The organism is Bradyrhizobium oligotrophicum (genome assembly GCF_051168495.1).
GTDB lineage: Bacteria > Pseudomonadota > Alphaproteobacteria > Rhizobiales > Xanthobacteraceae > Bradyrhizobium > Bradyrhizobium oligotrophicum_A.
The window spans coordinates 560,667-576,566 of record NZ_JBNPVB010000002.1 but is presented as its reverse complement, the minus strand read 5'-3'; the positions used below and the strand labels follow the sequence as shown (position 1 = coordinate 576,566).

Here is a 15,900-nt window from a genome sequence, read left to right as displayed (position 1 = left end):
ATTTTGCTGTCGCCTATTCCAGCGCAAGTCTCTAGAGTTGCTGGCGAAAAGCGGGCGCGGTCGGCGCGGCCCGCCACACCTCGGATTTGCCTGGCTCAGGAGATGACGGACCTCCCCATCCGGATCCGCCTCGACGGACCTCCCGACGTCGCCGCGGTGGTCCCGGGGCGCATGGGCTGGCTCGTGCGCGGCCTCATGGCCGTGGCGCTGGTCGGGGCGGCGGCCTGGCTCGGCTATGCCATCGCCTTCTCGCGCGGGCTCGACCAGAGGCACGCCGCGGCTCAGCAGCGGCTCGCGGTCGAAGCCGCGCAGCTCGACGGCTATCTCTCCCGCTTCGAATATCTGCCCTCGCTGCTGGAGACCTCGCCCGACGTCGACCGGCTGCTCGGCACGCCGGATGACCGCGCGCTGCAGCAGAGCGTCAGCCTGTACCTGAAGTCCATCAATCTGCTGGCCGGCGCCGACAATCTCTATGTGCTGAACGTCGCCGGCGATGCGATCGCGGCGGCCGACTTCGACCAGCCGGGCACGCCGGTCGGCAGCAATTTGTCCTACCGGCCCTATATGCGCCAGGCGCTGGCGACCGGCCGCGGCGCCTTCTTCGGCATCGGCATCACCAGCGCGCGCGCCGGCTATTATCTGTCCTATGCGGTCAAGCGCGAGGGCCGGACGATCGGCGTCGCCGTGGTCAAGGTCAATCTCGATGCCTTCGAGCGCGAATGGCGCAACCGCGGCAGCGACATGGTGCTGGTCGACGCCCGCGGCGTGACCATCCTCGCCTCGCGCGACGAATGGCGCTTTCGCCCGCTGGCGCCGCTGTCGGTCGAGGCGCTGGAGGAGATCGCGACGTCGAAGCCCTATGGCAGCTCCAATCTCGCGCCGCTCGGCTGGATCTTCACGGAGGCCACCCATCGCCGCGGCGAGGTCGCGATCGAGCGCGGCGCGGTCTACAGCGTCGACGAGCGGCCTCTCAACGAGCGGCAATGGCAGTTGCTGCTGCTCGACGACGAGACGCCGATCCTGCGCACGTCCCTGGTCATCGGCACGCTCTCCGGGCTCGCCAGCATCGTCGCGCTGCTCGCCTTCGGCCTGCTGACGCAGCGCCGGAACGAGATCCGGCAACGTCTCGCGAACCAGGCCGCGCTGCAGGCCGCCAACGACCGGCTCGAGATGCGGGTGCAGGAGCGTACCGCCGAACTGCGCGCCGCGCAGGACGAACTCGTGCACGCCGGCAAGCTCGCCGTACTCGGCCAGATGTCGGCGGGCATGGTGCACGAGATCAACCAGCCCCTGGCGGCGCTGCAGACCGCATCCGACAATGCCGTGCAGTTCGTCGATCGCGGCATGGTTGCCGAGGCGCGCGGCAATCTCGTCCGTATCGGCGACCTCGTGCGCCGCCTCGCGCGCCTGACCGGCCAGCTGCGCGTCTTCGCCTACAAATCGAACGCGCCGCTCGATGCCGTCGCGGTCGAGCAGGCGGTGTCCGAGACGCTCATGATCCTCGGTGCCCGGGTGAAGGACGGCGGCGTCGAGGTGACCATCGATCTCGCGCTGGATCTGCATGTCCGCGCCGATCAGATCCGGCTCGAGCAGCTGCTCTGCAACATCGTCGCCAACGCGCTCGACGCCGTCGAGGGCGCCGCGCAGAAGTCGATCCAGATCCGCGCCGTGCGCGAGGAGGGCCAGTGCCGCATCGCCATCGGCAACAGCGGTCCCGCCATTGCCGCCGATGTTCTCGATCGCATGTTCGAGCCGTTCGTGACCACCAAGCCGGCCGGCAAAGGCTTAGGCCTCGGCCTCGTGATCGCCAACCACATCGCGCGCTCGTTCGGCGGCGAGCTGCGGGCGCGCAATCTCGAGACCGGCGGCGCCGAGTTCGTCGTGCTGCTGCCGCTGGCCGAGTGACGAGGTTTTTGCATGACACATGAGCAGCCGATCGGCGTGATCTATGTCGAGGACGACGAGGATGTGCGCATCGGCGCCGTCCAGGCGCTGCAGCTCGCCGGCCTCGAAGTCACCCCGTTCGGTTCGGTCGAAGCGGCGAGCGCATCCGTCCGCGCCGACATGCCGTTCGTGGTGGTCTCCGACGTGCGCCTGCGCGGCAGGAGCGGCACCGAATGGCTGTCCGAGCTGCACCGGTTCGACCCGGACCTGCCGGTCATCCTGGTCACCGGCCACGGCGACATCTCGATGGCCGTCGAAGCGATGCGCAACGGCGCCTATGACTTCATCGAGAAGCCGTGCTCATCCGAGCAACTCGTCTCGGTCGTGCGCCGCGCGCTCGACAAGCGGCGTCTGACGCTGGAAGTGCGCACCTTGCGCTCAGCGCTGGCCGACCGCCAGGGCATCGAGGCGAGCCTCCTGGGTCGTTCGCCGCAAATCCAGGAGGTGCGCCGGCTCGTCGCCAATCTCGCCTCGACCAATGTCGACGTCACGATCTATGGCGAGACCGGCACCGGCAAGGACGTCGTCGCCCGCTGCCTGCACAATCACAGCGTCCGCCGCGGCGGCAACTACGTCGCGGTGAATTGCGGCGGGCTGCCCGAGTCGCTGGTCGAGAGCGAATTGTTCGGCCACGAGGCCGGCGCCTTCACCGGCGCCACCAAACAGCGCATCGGCAAGATCGAATATGCCCATGGCGGCACCCTGTTCCTCGACGAGATCGAGAGCATGCCGCTCAGCGTGCAGGTCAAGCTGCTGCGCGCCCTGCAGGACCGCTCGATCGAGCGCGTCGGCTCCAACAAGCCGGTCGCGGTGGACTGCCGCGTCGTCGCCGCCAGCAAGGCCAATCTCTACGAGCTCAGCGAGAGCAAGCAGTTCCGCGCCGATCTGTATTATCGTCTCGGCGTCGCCTTCATCGAGCTGCCGCCCTTGCGCGAGCGGCGCGAGGACATCCCGATTCTGTTCGAGCACTTCACGCTGGAGGCCGCCAAGCGGTTCGAGCGCGACGCGCCGATCGTGGACGAGCAGACCATGTCGCTGCTGCTCGGCTATGCGTGGCCCGGCAACGTCCGCGAACTGCGCAACGTCGCCGACCGCTTCGTGCTCGGCGTACTCGACCGCAAGGTCCTCGGTCGCTCGGACGCGGCCGCCTCGGAGCTGTCGCTGCCCCGGCAATTGGAGAACATCGAGCGCTCGATCATCGAGGATGCGCTGCGCCGCAAGCTCGGCGATGTCCAGGCCACCGCGGCGCTTCTGAGCATTCCGAAGCAGACGCTGTACGACAAGATCAAGCGGCTCGCCGTCAAGGTCGAGAGCGTCAGAGAGAAGCACTGATGTTCGGAGGGCCAGCTCGCGGCGCGCCCTATCACGGACGCGAGGAACGAACGCTGCGGCAGCGCCGTTGATCCCCCATGACAGGCAGAGATACCCGCGACCAGCGCTCCGGCGCCTACGACCCCGTCAGCAAGACCGGCTTGCCGCAGCCGCACCAGGTCAAGGACGAAACCACGCCGCGCCAACGCGAGCAGTGGGGCGCCGACGTGCGCGCCGAGCCGCTGCCCGGCACCGAGCCGGTGCTGCCGGAAGGCCTCACGCGCGCGCGGCGCGCGCCGCTCAATCCCCGCACCGGCCGCCGCGACACTGCGTAGAGTGCCGCGGCCGCCTCAGCGGCTTACTTCGCCGCGATTACCATGATCTCGACCGTGAATTGCGGCGCGGCAAGCCCGGCCTCGACGGTGGCGCGGGCGGGCGTATTGCCGGCCGACACCCAGCCGTCCCATACTGCGTTCATCTCGCCGAAAGTCTTGATGTCGGTGAGATAGATCGTCGCGGACAAGAGCTTCGACTTGTCGGTGCCGGCCTTGGCGAGGTGACCGTCGATGATCGAGAGGATCTCTTCGGTCTGCTTGGTCACGCTCTCGCCGGCGGTCTTCTGCGCCACCACACCGGCGAGATAGACGGTATTGCCGTGCACGACGACCTGGCTCATGCGCGGGCCGGTTTCGAAACGCTGGATCGACATTGGAGAACTCCTTGGAAAGGTCAAATCGGGGCCTTTCCCTAGCGCGTGCAACGCGGCAGCGCCAGTCGGCTGAGGCAGGGCCGAGGCCGCAAATGAGCCGTTGTCCAGCGCGGATGTTTGCAGCTTGGCACCAGCGTGCCCTCCACCCGTCCTTCGAGACGCCAGCCTGCGGCGGGTTTCGGAACCCAAACCTCATGGTGAGGAGCGCCGCGCCCGTTCTGTTAATTCGAGGTAGCGTCGTCGATCGCGGCGCGTCTCGAACCATGAGGCCCCGGCGAGGCCTCGCCCTTCGAGACGACCGCCTTGAGGGCGGTCTCCTCAGGGTGAGGAGGGACGGTCGTTCAGGGCGATGGAGCGAGAAGATCCCTTCATGAGTACGCTCTTCGCGTTCATGGTCCGGTGTGCAGTGCCTCGGCTTTTGCCCCTCATGGTGAGGAGCGCCGCCTGCGGCGCGTCTCGAACCATGAGGCCAGAGTCACCGCAGGACGCGACCTTGCGTTGCCGCAGCCGACGAGACACACGGTCGGCGACAGTCTCGATGGCCGCCATCTCGCCGCGCTGCGAAGCTCGCCTTGCCCATGGCTGAGGCAAGGATGGGGCGTTTTCCGCGCTTGCACGGTTATTTGAGACATGAAACATTCTCCGCCAAGTTCCTGTTTTGAGTTCCTGTTTTGATGAGGCGGAGGGGCACGATGCGGAAGAAATTGATGCTGGCGGCATGGGCTGCGATCGCGTTGGGGACGAGCGCAGCGCCGGCGCTGGCGCAGCAGACGATCCGCGTCGGCTGGACCATTCCGGCGGAAGAATCCAAATACTGGATGATGAAGCGCCCGACCGAATTTCCGGATCTCGGCAAGACCTACAATATCGAATGGACCCAGTTCCAGGGGACGGCACCGATGACCCAGGCGCTTGCCGCAGGCGCGCTGGATTGCGCGACGCAGGCGCCGCTGTCGCTGTCGAACGGCGTCGTCGGCGGCGGGCTCAAGGCCTACATCGTCGCCCAGCACGTCTACGAGAAGCCGGGCGGGTTCTCGGTGTATTGGGCGGTCAAGGACGATTCGCCGATCAAGACCATCGCCGATCTCAAGGGAAAGACGGTCGGCATCTCCGTGATCGGCGGCGGCACGCAGGGGCCGTTCAACATGCTCCTGAAGCAGGCCGGGCTCGATCCCGCCAAGGACATCAAGCTGGTCGAGGTCGGCTTCGCGGTGTCGGAGGACGCGCTGCGCCAGGGCCGCGTCGACGCCGTCAACATGAACCAGCCGTTCGCCGCGCGCGCCGAGGCCAAGGGCGGCACCCGCAAGCTGTTCTCGCTGTCGGAGGCGATGCCGAACATCGTGCACATCCTCGAAGCCTGCCGCGCCGATTTCGTCGACAAGAATCCGGAGCTGGTGAAGGCCTATGTGCGCGACATCACCGCCGGCATGAAGAAGGCGCTCGCCAACCGCGACGAGACCTTGAAGGTCGTGTCCGAGGTGATGAAGGCGCCGGTCGCCGTCATCGACACCTATCTGCTCAAGGACAATGATTTCGGCCGCGATCCGGTCGCAGCCCCCAACTTCCCGGCGATCCAGAAGATGCTCGACATCTATGCCGAGACCGGCATGCTGCCGAAGCTCGACGTCGCGCAGTTCAAGCATCCCACGATCGTCGCGCCGATCCAGTAGGCGCTGGCAGCGCGGAGGTTGCCGTCGATGAAGAAGCTGCGCTCGCGCGTCACGGTGGAGGGGCTCGATCGCGCCCCGCACCGCGCCTTCATGCGCGCGATGGGCCTGGATGATGCCGACATCGCCAAGCCGATGATCGGAATCGTCAGCCAGAAGGGCGAGCAGACGCCCTGCAACATGACGCACGACTTCCAGGTCGAGGCGGCCAAGACGGGTGTCTCCGAGGCCGGCGGCACGCCGCGCGAGTTCGCGACCGTCTCCGTCTCCGACGGCATCAGCATGAACCACGAGGGCATGAAGTTCTCGCTGTTCTCGCGCGAGCTGATCGCCGATTCGATCGAGGCCGTGGTCCACGGCCTCGCCTATGACGCGCTGATCGGCTTCGGCGGCTGCGACAAGACTCTGCCCGGCGTCATGATGGGCACGGTCCGCTGCAACGTGCCGTCGATCTTCATCTATGGCGGCAGTGCGCTGCCCGGCAAGTATCAGGGCCGGACGCTGACGGTGCTCGATTCCTATGAGGCCGTCGGCAGCTACATGACCGGCGAGATCGACGCGGCCACGCTCGAAGGCATCGAACGCTCCTGCCTGCCGACCATCGGCGCCTGCGCCGGACAGTTCACCGCCAACACCATGGGCATGGTGTCGGAGGCGATGGGCCTGTCGATGCCTAACGTGTCGATGATCCCCGGCGTCTATGCCGAGCGCGCGCATGTCGCGCGGCACGCCGGACGTCTGATCATGCAGATGCTCCAACATGATGGTCCGCTGCCGCGCGACATCGTGACTCGGAAGTCGCTGGAGAACGGCGCTGCCATCGTCGCAGCCACCGGCGGCTCGACCAATGCGGCGCTGCATCTGCCGGCGATTGCCAACGAGGCCGGCATCCGTTTCACGCTCGATGACGTCGGCGAAGTGTTCGCACGCACGCCGCTGATCGGCAATCTCAGGCCCGGCGGCAAGTACACAGCCAAGGACGTCTATGACATCGGCGGTGCCGCCGTCGTGATCCGCGCGCTGATCGAGAGCGGCCATATCGACGGCTCGTGCATCACCGTGACAGGCCGCACGCTGGCTGAGGAATACGGATCGGCCCACGCGCCCGACGGCGAGATCGTCTTCAGTCCCACCAAGCCGATGATGGCCGATGGCGGCGTCGCCGTATTGAAGGGCAATCTCGCGCCCGATGGCGCTGTCATCAAGGTCGCCGGCCTCAAGAGCCTGGTGTTCGAGGGCCGTGCGCGCGTGTTCGAGGACGAGGAGGCCTGCGTCGCTGCCGTCCGCGCGCGCAACTATCAGGCGGGCGAAGTGCTGATCATCCGCAACGAGGGGCCGGTCGGCGGCCCCGGCATGCGCGAGATGCTCGGCGTGACTGCGCTGATCTACGGCCAGGGCATGGGCGAGAAGGTCGCGCTGATCACCGACGGCCGCTTCTCCGGCGCCACCCGCGGCCTGTGCATCGGCTACGTCTCTCCGGAGGCGTTCGTCGGCGGACCGCTGGCGCTGCTGCGCGACGGTGACCCGATCCGCATCGATGCGAAGGCGCGCACGCTCGACGTGATGCTCGACGAGCGCGAACTGGCGGCGCGCCGCAGCGCGTGGACACAACGGCCGCCGCGGCATCGGGCCGGTGCGCTGGCAAAATACGCCAAACTGGTTGGTCAGGCGCCGCTCGGCGCCGTCACCCATGAGGGGCCGGCCGAATGGCCCTGGTTCGATCAGGAGCAGGAATGAGTTGCGCCGTGGGCCGGTTGGCAGGGTTCTTGCTAATCTGCCACCGATCGTTTTGCCATCCTTCACGGAGCGTTTTCAGCGTGCTGCATCGGAAAGAGAAGCCGACATGGGCGTGACCCCGATCCGACCCGACCAGCTCGAGGGCGTCGCGCTCGGCCGCCATCCGGCTGGTCCGATCATCGAGATCGATCGCGTGTCGCAGGTCTTCAAGACCTCCTCACGCCGCGATCACACCGCGCTGTCGGAGATTTCGCTCGCGATCGAGGAGGGCGCCTTCGTCTCGATCCTCGGCCCCTCCGGCTGCGGCAAGTCGACCCTGCTCTACATCGTCGGCGGCTTCGTCAGCCCCACCAGCGGCACCGCCAAGATGAAGGGCAGGGCGATCACCGGCCCTGGTCCTGATCGTGGCCCCGTGTTCCAGGAGTTCGCGCTGTTTCCCTGGAAGAGCGTTCTCGGCAACGTCATGTACGGCCCGCTGCAGCAGGGGATGAAGCCTTCGAAGGCAGACGCCCTGGCGCGCGCGCTGATCGCCATGGTCGGGCTGACCGGCTTCGAGAAGTTCTATCCGAAGGAACTGTCCGGCGGCATGAAGCAGCGCGTGGCGCTGGCGCGCACGCTGGCCTATGGGCCCGAAGTGCTGCTGATGGACGAGCCGTTCGGCGCGCTCGACGCGCACACGCGCACGCGCCTGCAGAACGATCTGCTGGAGATCTGGGAGCGCGACCGCAAGACCGTGCTGTTCGTGACGCATTCGGTCGAGGAGGCCGTGTTCCTGTCCGACAAGGTCGTGATGATGTCGCGCTCGCCGGGCCGCATCCGCGAGGTGATCCACATCGACCTGCCGCGGCCGCGCCGCCGCGAGGAGCTGCTGCTCGATCCGCGCTATCAGAAATACATCGTCGAGATCGAGCGCATGTTCGACGCGTCCGGCGACAACGAGCTGCCGTCATGAAGGGGCTCATGAAGCCGCTGGCACCGGTGCTGGCCTGCTGCGGCCTGCTCGCGGCCTGGCAGCTCGCCTCGCTCGGGCTGCAGAACGACAGCTTCCCGACCGCGCTGGAATCGCTGCGCGCGATCCCGCCGATTCTCACCGACAAGGAATCGCTGATCAACATCCTGGCGTCGCTGCGGCGGATGGCGATCGGCTTCGCGCTGGCGCTGTCGTTCGCGATTCCGCTGGGGCTCTTGATGGGCCGCAGCCGGTCGACGGCCGCCTTCTTCAATCCGCTCTTGATGCTGATCTACCCGGTGCCGAAGGCGGCCCTGATGCCGATCATCATGCTGTGGCTCGGCGTCGGCGACATCTCCAAGACGCTGGTCATCTTCCTCGGCGTCAGCCTGCCGGTGATCTATCACAGCTTCGAGGGCGCCAAGGCGGTGGAGGAGAAGATGCTGTGGTCGGGCGCGGCGATGGGCCTGTCGCCCGCCGAGCGTCTGCTGCGCATCGTGCTGCCGGCCGCATTGCCGGAGATCCTGACCGGCTGCCGCACCGGAATCGTGCTGGCGCTGATCACGATGGTGACCAGCGAGATGATCGCGCGGCAGTCCGGCGCCGGCAACATCCTGTTCAACGCCCTCGACATGGGCCAGTACGACACGGTGTTCGCGATGATCATCATCATCGGCGCGATGGGCATCTGCCTCGATGCGGCGTTCGAGGTCATCCGGCGCTGGCTGGTGCGCTGGTCGGAGCCGCAGTTCGACATGCCCCTGAGCTTCTCATGACCGCACGCGCCACCAACGAGCTGCTGCTGGGTGCGGTGCCGATCGTGCTGGTGCTGCTGGGCTGGCATGGACTGGTGTCGTTCGGCTTCGCACCGGCGACGTTGCTGCCGCCGCCTGGCCAGGTGTTCCTGCGCATGGGCCAGCAGCTCTCCGATTCCACGTTTCAGCAGGACATCGCGGCGACCTTGTTCCGGCTGTTCGCCGGCTTTGCGATCGCGGTCGTGCTTGGTGTCTCCCTTGGCATTGCGGCAGCCGTGAGCCCGCCCATCAATGCCGCCGTCAAGCCGATCGTGCGGGTGCTGGCGCCGCTGCCGAAGGTGGCGCTCTATCCCGCCTTCCTGCTGCTGCTCGGCTTCGGCCACGAATCCAAGATCATGCTGGTGGCGGCGGACGCGCTGTTTCCGATCCTGCTGTCGACCTATTATGGCGCCACGACCGTCGAGCAGAAGCTGATCTGGTCGGCGCTCGCGGCCGGCACGCCGCCGCGCGACGTGCTGTGGAAGGTGGTGCTGCCGGCCGCGATGCCCTCGATCCTGACCGGCTGCCGCATCGGCCTCGTGATCTCCTGCATCGTGGTGTTCCTGGCCGAGATGATCACCTCCACCGACGGGCTCGGCCATGTGCTGGTCACCGCCGCGCGCACCTTCCAGGCCGTCGACATGTTCGTGCCGCTGATCACGATCTCGCTGCTCGGGCTCATTCTCAACGCCCTGCTGCAGGGCCTGCGCGCTTACCTGCTGCGCGGCTTCCCCTCGGTCTGATACAGAAGAAACAACAATCGGGAGAACGACCATGCTGGCGGATCGCATCGAGGCGAAATGGATCGACGCATTCTGCGAGATCTTCGAGCGCTGCGCCGTAAAGGCCGGTGATACCGCCGCGATCCTGTCCGAGACGCAGTCGCGCGCGCTCAACGTCCACCTCGCGGAATTGGCGCTGCTGCGCATGGGCGCACGTCCGTTCCACGTGGTGGTGCCGACCCCGCGCAACCCTCATCCCGTTCCGGTGCGCTCGACCGGCGCGTCTGAAGCCATCGGCAAGCTCGGCCCCGTCGTGACCGCGCTCCAGCAGGCGGGCTTCGTCGTCGACTGCACCATCGAAGGGCTGATGCACGCGGTGGAGACGCCGGAGATCCTCAAGGCCGGCGCGCGGATTCTCGTCATCTCCAACGAGCATCCCGAGGCGCTGGAGCGCATGCGGCCTGATTCCGCGCTGGAGAAGCGCGTCCGCGCCGCCGCCAAGATGCTCCGCAGCACCAAGCGCATGCGCGTGACCTCCAAGGCCGGCACCGATCTCGACGTGATCATGGAGGGCGCCTCCACCGTCGGCGTCTGGGGCTGGACCGACCGTCCCGGCACCCTGGCGCATTGGCCGGGCGGCATCGTCGTCAGCTTCCCCAAGAGCGGGTCCGTCAACGGCACCATCGTGATGGCGCCCGGCGACATCAACCTCACCTTCAAGCGCTATCTCACATCGCCCGTGACCATGACCATGCGCGACGACTACATCACCGCCTTGGAAGGCGAGGGCGCCGACGCCGCGATGATGCGCGCCTATCTCGCCTCTTGGGGCGACCGCGAGGCCTATGCGGTGTCGCATGTCGGCTGGGGCATGAATCCCGGCGCGCGCTACGAGGCGCTGACAATGTACGACCAGCGCGACACCAACGGCACCGAGCTGCGCGCCGTCCCCGGCAACTTCCTGTTCTCCACCGGCGCCAACGAATTCGCCGGCCGCTACACCGCCGGCCATTTCGACCTGCCGATGATGGGGACGACGATCGAGCTGGATGGCGTGGCCGTGATCAAGGACGGCGTGCTGCAGGACGTGTTCGGGTAGGCTTTCTGTTCGTGGGGGCGCGAGCGGGCGCACGCGGGCAGTCCGCTCCGCTCGCCGCAAGGGCTAGGTTTGAGCACACATCCCGAAGTTGGGATCCGTGTTGTTGAAGGCACGGGCGGTGCGCTCCCTCGCCCCGCAAGCGGGGCGAGGTGAAATCCCCGCGCCGCGAAGATGTGTTCTCACAATAGCCCCGCAAGGGCGGGGGAGCGCACCGTGATCGCAGGCGGCAGGTCGCTTCAAACGGCGAGGTGCGCTCATGTCCCGTTGCGCTCCAACGCATTCCGAAAAAAATAAATATCTTGCCATTTTTCGGAAATCATGGTTCTCTCCCTCCATCCCGCCTCACCGCAGAGGGGCGTTGCGCGCGATCGTCACGACACGCGAGGTGGGGATGCGATGGCCGCGAGAGATCGCAGCGTCTTCGGCAACGAGGGCGCGGACGAACGATCGCTCGCGGACGGTCAAGTCGCGTGGTCCTGGCCTCCCGATGCTGAGGTCAAGTTCGCGCTGGTGCTGACGCATCACGGGAACGACGGTGGCCAACAAGCCCGGCGCACCGGGGAGATCGCGAAGCAGCCGTAAACCCATCGCGCAGGGAAGGCCGGGTGTTTCCGGCTGCACCTGTGGTACCTGCCGCCTGCATTTTTTCAGCAGGCGGGCCGCAGGCGTCAGCCGACGCCTGGCCTTCCCTGCGCCCTCTGCACTCGAAGAGGGCCGACCAGATCGCAGACCTCGGGCGCAACGCGCCGCGAGAACGAGACATCATGCCGGCCGCTGTTTGACCCGTGTATCCGTTCCACCCAACACCGCCGTCCCTGACAAGCCGTGACGCCGCCAGCACGGCATGGCGCCGATCCGGGACGCCTATGCGCGGCAGGTGTTGTTGGCGAGATGAACCGCAGCATGAGGCCAGAGTCTCGCATGCACGCTCTTTTGCCCAGGCTTGACCGAGCGAATCAGTCAGCGTTCTGCTGCGCGATACAGCGCCCTCTCCCTTGTGGGAGAGGGCATGTACGGCCCATCGGCGTACGCGGTTGGGTGAGGGGTATCTCTCCGCGAGCAACGCTTGTGGAGGCATACCCCTCACCCGACCGAGTTTGCCGCGTCGTCCTACATGCCCTCTCCCACAAGGGGAGAGGGCGCATTCACGGGCACTCTGCTCATCGTCCATCTACTCCGAATGATGAGTTCAACTCCGCTGGAAACCGAAAGCGCCGCTGCCGTAGGGTGGGCAAAGCAGCCGCCCGCAGGGTGGTTGCGTGCCCACCGTGCATCTCCGCATGCGGAGCGGATGGTGGGCACGGCGCGTGAGAGAGCTCAGCTTGCAACGCACAGCGTGGCGCGCCTTTGCCCACCCTACGGCGCCTTCCTCAATCCACGACCGGCGGCCGGGCCAGCTTGAAATGCCTGAGCATCTCGACCAGCGCGCCGAGCCGCTGCTCGCGATACGCGGCGACATCCATCCCGGAATAGTCGAGGAAGCCCGCGCCTGTGCGCAGGCCGATGCGGCCTTCGGCCATGTTGCGCTCGATCACGTCAGGCGCACGGTAGCGGTCGCTGTGCAAAGCGCCTTCGAGATAGCGGCTCGCGTAGTACAGGATGTCGCCGCCGCCCCAGTCGATGAATTCGAGCAGGCCAAGCACCGCGTAGCGAAAGCCAAAACCGTAGCGGATCGCCTTGTCGATCTCCTCGGCGCTGGCGACGCCTTCGCCGACCATGCGCGCCGCCTCGTTCATGGCCAGCGCCTGGATGCGCGGCACGATGAAGCCCGGCGTCGCCGCGCAGACTACCGGCACCTTGCCGATGCCTTCGAGCAGCGCCTTCAGCCGCGCCGTGACGTCGGGATCGGTGGCCTTGCCCGGCGAGATCTCGACCAGCGGGATCAGATAGGCCGGATTGAGCCAGTGCGCATTGAGGAAGCGCGCTGGGTTCTCGATCGCGCCGGAGAGATCATCGACCAGGATCGTCGACGTCGTCGAGGCGATGATCACCTCGGGCGCGACGGCGCGCGACGCCGCACCCAGCACCTCGCGCTTGAGGTCGACGATCTCCGGCACGCCTTCGAACACCAGCGTGGTCCCGCCAAGCACATCGCTGCTCGCGCTGGCTGGCGTGACGGCGACCTTGCTCATCAGCCTGTCCGCGTCGGCAGCCTGCAGCATCCCGAGCCGCGCCAAGGTGGCGAACGTGGCCCGGACTTCGCCGAGCGCATCGCTCTCCAGCCTGGCGAACTCCTCCGGCGTGCGCGGCTTGATGTCGATCATCGTCACCGGATGGCCGGCATAGGCGAACGCCACGGCGATGCCGCGGCCCATGCGGCCGGCGCCGAGGCAGGCGATGTGACCGCGTGCGCTCATGCTGCAAATCCCTCGCGCAGCAGCGCCTGCAGCGCGGTCCGATCGAGGCCGCCGAGGCCGAGGCTTTCGAGCGTACGTCCCGTCGCCATGAAGTCCTCGCCGCAGATGGCGCCGCCGATCGACAGGAACGCGCGGGCGAGCGGCGTTGCTGTCCCGGTCAGTTCTGCAACCGAGATCAGGAACGACAGGCCGAGCCTGAGATCCTCGCGCATGTAGCGATGCTGCGTCAGCACCAGCTGCTCGCGCCAGTCGCCGGAATCGGTCAGCCGGTCATGCGAGCCGCGGCCGTACATCCAGATCTCGCCCTCCTTGGCGTAGTGATGCGCCAGCGGGAAATGCGGCGCGCCATAGCCGAGAGCCTCGCGCACCGCGATCCGTTCCGCATCGAGCGCATCGGTGACGCGACGGATGGAGGGCTGCGTGCCTTCCTTGTGGATGTCCCAGCGCTCGAAATGCTCGATCGGCCCCGCGTTCATGACGATCAGCGGCGGATGGATGATGCAGCCGGCATTCATCAGCGCGCCGGACAGCGCGTCGCCGCAGGGCTCGATCACGCCGGGAAAGGCGCGGCCGATGACGGCGAGCGCATGCTCGGCCGTCTTCGCAGGAAACACGCCGACCGGCAGCCGCTTGGCGCGGATGGTGATCGCGACCTCGAACGGGCCGTGCTTGCGCGTCAGCCAGGGCAGAGTGCCGGTCTCCGCGTAGCTGACGAGGGCCTTGTTGCCGGCGTCGCGCGCAGCGGCCGCGAAGATCATGGTGCCGAACGTGGCCGGCGGCAGGAACACGACCTGGCCGTCGGCGAGATGCGGCGCCAGCTGGCGCGCGATGTCGGCTTGCGCGAAGGCCGGCGCCGGGCAGAGGATCAGCTCGGCGCCGCGGACGGCCTCGCCGATGTCGGTCGTGACCAGCGCGAGCCTGGCCTCATGCCGGCCGTTGACGTCCTTGACGATGATCGACGCGCCCGCCGCTCGGTGCTGTGCCACGGCCTCCGCATCACGGCGCCAGAACCGCACCTCGTGGCCGCCAAGGGCGAAATCGCCAGCGGCCGCGAACGAGCCGTTGCCGCCGCCGAGCACTGCTATCTTCAAGAGCTGATCTCCCTATCGGTCATCTGGCATCTGGCGCAGCAGATGATGCTGTACCTTGCCGAGCGCGGTGCGCGGCAGGTCGTCGACGAAGATGATGTCGCGCGGCACCTTGAAACGCGCGAGCTGCGCCTGCAGATGCGCGCGCAGCGTATCGGTATCGAGCGCGCAGTCCTTGCGCTTGACGACGAACGCCACGGGCACCTCGTCCCAGCGCGGATCGGGCCGGCCGATCACGCCGCATTCGACGACGTCCGGATGCTCGCTCAGCACGCGCTCGATCTCGGCGGGATAGACGTTCTCGCCGCCCGAGATGATCATGTTGTTTTTGCGCTCGAGCACGAAGAAGTAGCCCTCGGCATCGCGCTGCGCGATGTCGCCGGTGCGGTACCAGCCGTCATGGATCGCCTGCTGGGTCGCTTTGGCGTTGCCCCAATATTCGAAGAACAGATTGGGCCCGCGCACCGCGATCTCGCCGGCCTGGCCTGCCGGAAGTTCATCGCCGTCGCGGTCGATGATCTTGGCCTCGCAGCACAGCCCGGGCAGGCCGGTCGAGCCGGCACGTGACAGGTCGCCGCCGAGCCGCGTGTAGACCGCGATCGGGCAGGTCTCGGTCGAGCCGTAGACCTGCAGCACCGGCACGCCGCGCGCGGTGATGCGATCGATCAGCGCCGGCGGCACGATGCTCGAGCCGGTCGATACGGCCTTGAGCGAGGACAGGTCCGCGCTGGCCCAGCCCGGGTGCTCGGTGATGGCCTGGATCGTCGCCGGCACCAGAACGGTCAATGTCGGCCTTTCGTTCACGATCGCCGCCAATGTCGTATCCGGCATGAAGCGCGCGTGCAGCGTGACGGTGGCGCCGTGATGCAGCGCCGGCGTGGTCTGGATGTTGAGGCCGCCGACATGGAACAGCGGCAGCACCGTCAGCACATGGTCGTCGGAGGTGAGGCCATGCATGTGCTGGCTCATCACCCCGTTCCACAGCAGCGCCTCCTGCCGCAGCACCGCGCCCTTCGGCCGGCCCGTGGTGCCTGAGGTGTAGACGATCAGGAGCGGGCAGGAGAGATCGATATGCGGATTGCGATCGTCGCCGTGGCCGCGCGCCAGCAGTTCGTCGATGTCAGGTCCGTTGCTTGGCGCAAAGTCGATGCCGACCGGAACGGTCTCCGGTGGCAGCTCTGTGAGCACCGCCGCAAAGGCCTGCTCCAGCGCCAGTACCTTCGCGGCGGCATCCGAGAGGATAAACACCTGCTCGGCGACGGCGAGGCGCCAGTTGAGCGGCACCAGGATCGCGCCGAGCCGGGCGCAGGCATAGAGCAGGACCAGATAGTCCGGCCGGTTGAGACTGAGGATCGCGACGCGATCACCGCGCCCGACACCGAACTCGGATTTCAGCGCCCGCGCCATTGACGCTATCCGCGCGCTGAAGTCGGCGTAGGTCAACGTCGCGCCTTCGAAGCGGATGGCCGGCTTGCCCGGCGTGAACGCAGCGTTGCGCTCGATCAGGCTGCAGAGGTCCACGC

Annotated in this window: 14 protein-coding genes; 10 read left to right on the top strand and 4 right to left on the bottom strand. The window is 67.1% G+C overall.

The annotated features are described in order from the left end of the window. Positions 1–102: 102 nt before the first annotated feature. From ACQR1B_RS06130 to ACQR1B_RS06120, 3 genes are all read left to right on the top strand, one after another. Positions 103–1,905, top strand: coding sequence for a sensor histidine kinase (locus ACQR1B_RS06130; RefSeq protein WP_434835402.1), 1,803 nt, complete (start codon positions 103–105; stop codon positions 1,903–1,905). A 12-nt stretch (positions 1,906–1,917) separates the two neighbouring features. Beyond that, the gene (locus ACQR1B_RS06125; RefSeq protein WP_434835401.1) at positions 1,918–3,276 is read left to right on the top strand and encodes a sigma-54-dependent transcriptional regulator; all 1,359 of its coding nucleotides are present in this window, start codon (positions 1,918–1,920) and stop codon (positions 3,274–3,276) included. A gap of 77 nt (positions 3,277–3,353) precedes the next feature. Then, a complete protein-coding gene (locus ACQR1B_RS06120) occupies positions 3,354–3,590 on the top strand; it encodes a hypothetical protein (RefSeq protein ID WP_434835400.1) in 237 nt (78 codons plus the stop codon). 23 nt (positions 3,591–3,613) lie between these two features. On the opposite strand, the gene ACQR1B_RS06115 is transcribed toward ACQR1B_RS06120, so the two are convergent. Beyond that, on the bottom strand, positions 3,614–3,964 hold the full coding sequence (locus ACQR1B_RS06115) for a RidA family protein (protein WP_434835399.1): 351 nt from the start codon (positions 3,962–3,964) through the stop codon (positions 3,614–3,616). Positions 3,965–4,656: 692 nt separating this feature from the next. Between ACQR1B_RS06115 and ACQR1B_RS06110 the strand changes: the two genes are divergently transcribed. From ACQR1B_RS06110 to ACQR1B_RS06080, 7 genes are all read left to right on the top strand, one after another. Beyond that, positions 4,657–5,634: an ABC transporter substrate-binding protein gene (locus tag ACQR1B_RS06110; protein WP_434835398.1), complete on the top strand. Its 978-nt coding sequence runs from the start codon at positions 4,657–4,659 to the stop codon at positions 5,632–5,634. 27 nt (positions 5,635–5,661) lie between these two features. Further along, complete coding sequence (gene ilvD / locus ACQR1B_RS06105; protein WP_434835397.1) at positions 5,662–7,368, top strand: dihydroxy-acid dehydratase; 1,707 nt, start codon at positions 5,662–5,664, stop codon at positions 7,366–7,368. A 106-nt stretch (positions 7,369–7,474) separates the two neighbouring features. Continuing rightward, positions 7,475–8,320, top strand: a complete 846-nt coding sequence (locus ACQR1B_RS06100) for an ABC transporter ATP-binding protein (protein WP_434835396.1) — start codon at positions 7,475–7,477, stop codon at positions 8,318–8,320. Next, positions 8,317–9,093: an ABC transporter permease gene (locus ACQR1B_RS06095; protein ID WP_434835395.1), complete on the top strand. Its 777-nt coding sequence runs from the start codon at positions 8,317–8,319 to the stop codon at positions 9,091–9,093. The genes ACQR1B_RS06100 and ACQR1B_RS06095 overlap by 4 nt, the downstream gene beginning before the upstream one ends. Next, entirely contained in the window at positions 9,090–9,854 is a 765-nt protein-coding gene (locus ACQR1B_RS06090; protein ID WP_434835394.1) for an ABC transporter permease, read from the top strand. The genes ACQR1B_RS06095 and ACQR1B_RS06090 overlap by 4 nt, the downstream gene beginning before the upstream one ends. 31 nt (positions 9,855–9,885) lie before the next feature. After that, on the top strand, positions 9,886–10,932 hold the full coding sequence (locus ACQR1B_RS06085) for a peptidase M29 (RefSeq protein ID WP_434835393.1): 1,047 nt from the start codon (positions 9,886–9,888) through the stop codon (positions 10,930–10,932). Positions 10,933–11,328: 396 nt separating this feature from the next. Further along, on the top strand, positions 11,329–11,514 hold the full coding sequence (locus ACQR1B_RS06080; RefSeq protein ID WP_434835392.1) for a hypothetical protein: 186 nt from the start codon (positions 11,329–11,331) through the stop codon (positions 11,512–11,514). Positions 11,515–12,302: 788 nt separating this feature from the next. Here the strand turns inward: ACQR1B_RS06080 and ACQR1B_RS06075 are convergent. The 3 genes from ACQR1B_RS06075 to ACQR1B_RS06065 are packed head-to-tail and all read right to left on the bottom strand — an operon-like array spanning position 12,303 to position 15,898. Next, the gene (locus ACQR1B_RS06075) at positions 12,303–13,289 is read right to left on the bottom strand and encodes a 3-hydroxybutyryl-CoA dehydrogenase (RefSeq protein WP_434835391.1); all 987 of its coding nucleotides are present in this window, start codon (positions 13,287–13,289) and stop codon (positions 12,303–12,305) included. Next, on the bottom strand, positions 13,286–14,380 hold the full coding sequence (locus ACQR1B_RS06070) for an NAD/NADP octopine/nopaline dehydrogenase family protein (RefSeq protein WP_434835390.1): 1,095 nt from the start codon (positions 14,378–14,380) through the stop codon (positions 13,286–13,288). The genes ACQR1B_RS06075 and ACQR1B_RS06070 overlap by 4 nt, the downstream gene beginning before the upstream one ends. Positions 14,381–14,392: 12 nt before the next feature. Then, positions 14,393–15,898, bottom strand: a complete 1,506-nt coding sequence (locus tag ACQR1B_RS06065) for a class I adenylate-forming enzyme family protein (RefSeq protein ID WP_434835389.1) — start codon at positions 15,896–15,898, stop codon at positions 14,393–14,395. Positions 15,899–15,900 lie beyond the last annotated feature (2 nt).

Coding starts and splice junctions, on each gene's coding strand:
- ACQR1B_RS06130 (WP_434835402.1), top strand. CDS start 103: ATGACGGACCTCCCCATCCGGATCCGCCTCGACGGACCTCCCGACGTC.
- ACQR1B_RS06125 (WP_434835401.1), top strand. CDS start 1,918: ATGACACATGAGCAGCCGATCGGCGTGATCTATGTCGAGGACGACGAG.
- ACQR1B_RS06120 (WP_434835400.1), top strand. CDS start 3,354: ATGACAGGCAGAGATACCCGCGACCAGCGCTCCGGCGCCTACGACCCC.
- ACQR1B_RS06115 (WP_434835399.1), bottom strand. CDS start 3,964: ATGTCGATCCAGCGTTTCGAAACCGGCCCGCGCATGAGCCAGGTCGTC.
- ACQR1B_RS06110 (WP_434835398.1), top strand. CDS start 4,657: ATGCGGAAGAAATTGATGCTGGCGGCATGGGCTGCGATCGCGTTGGGG.
- ilvD (WP_434835397.1), top strand. CDS start 5,662: ATGAAGAAGCTGCGCTCGCGCGTCACGGTGGAGGGGCTCGATCGCGCC.
- ACQR1B_RS06100 (WP_434835396.1), top strand. CDS start 7,475: ATGGGCGTGACCCCGATCCGACCCGACCAGCTCGAGGGCGTCGCGCTC.
- ACQR1B_RS06095 (WP_434835395.1), top strand. CDS start 8,317: ATGAAGGGGCTCATGAAGCCGCTGGCACCGGTGCTGGCCTGCTGCGGC.
- ACQR1B_RS06090 (WP_434835394.1), top strand. CDS start 9,090: ATGACCGCACGCGCCACCAACGAGCTGCTGCTGGGTGCGGTGCCGATC.
- ACQR1B_RS06085 (WP_434835393.1), top strand. CDS start 9,886: ATGCTGGCGGATCGCATCGAGGCGAAATGGATCGACGCATTCTGCGAG.
- ACQR1B_RS06080 (WP_434835392.1), top strand. CDS start 11,329: ATGGCCGCGAGAGATCGCAGCGTCTTCGGCAACGAGGGCGCGGACGAA.
- ACQR1B_RS06075 (WP_434835391.1), bottom strand. CDS start 13,289: ATGAGCGCACGCGGTCACATCGCCTGCCTCGGCGCCGGCCGCATGGGC.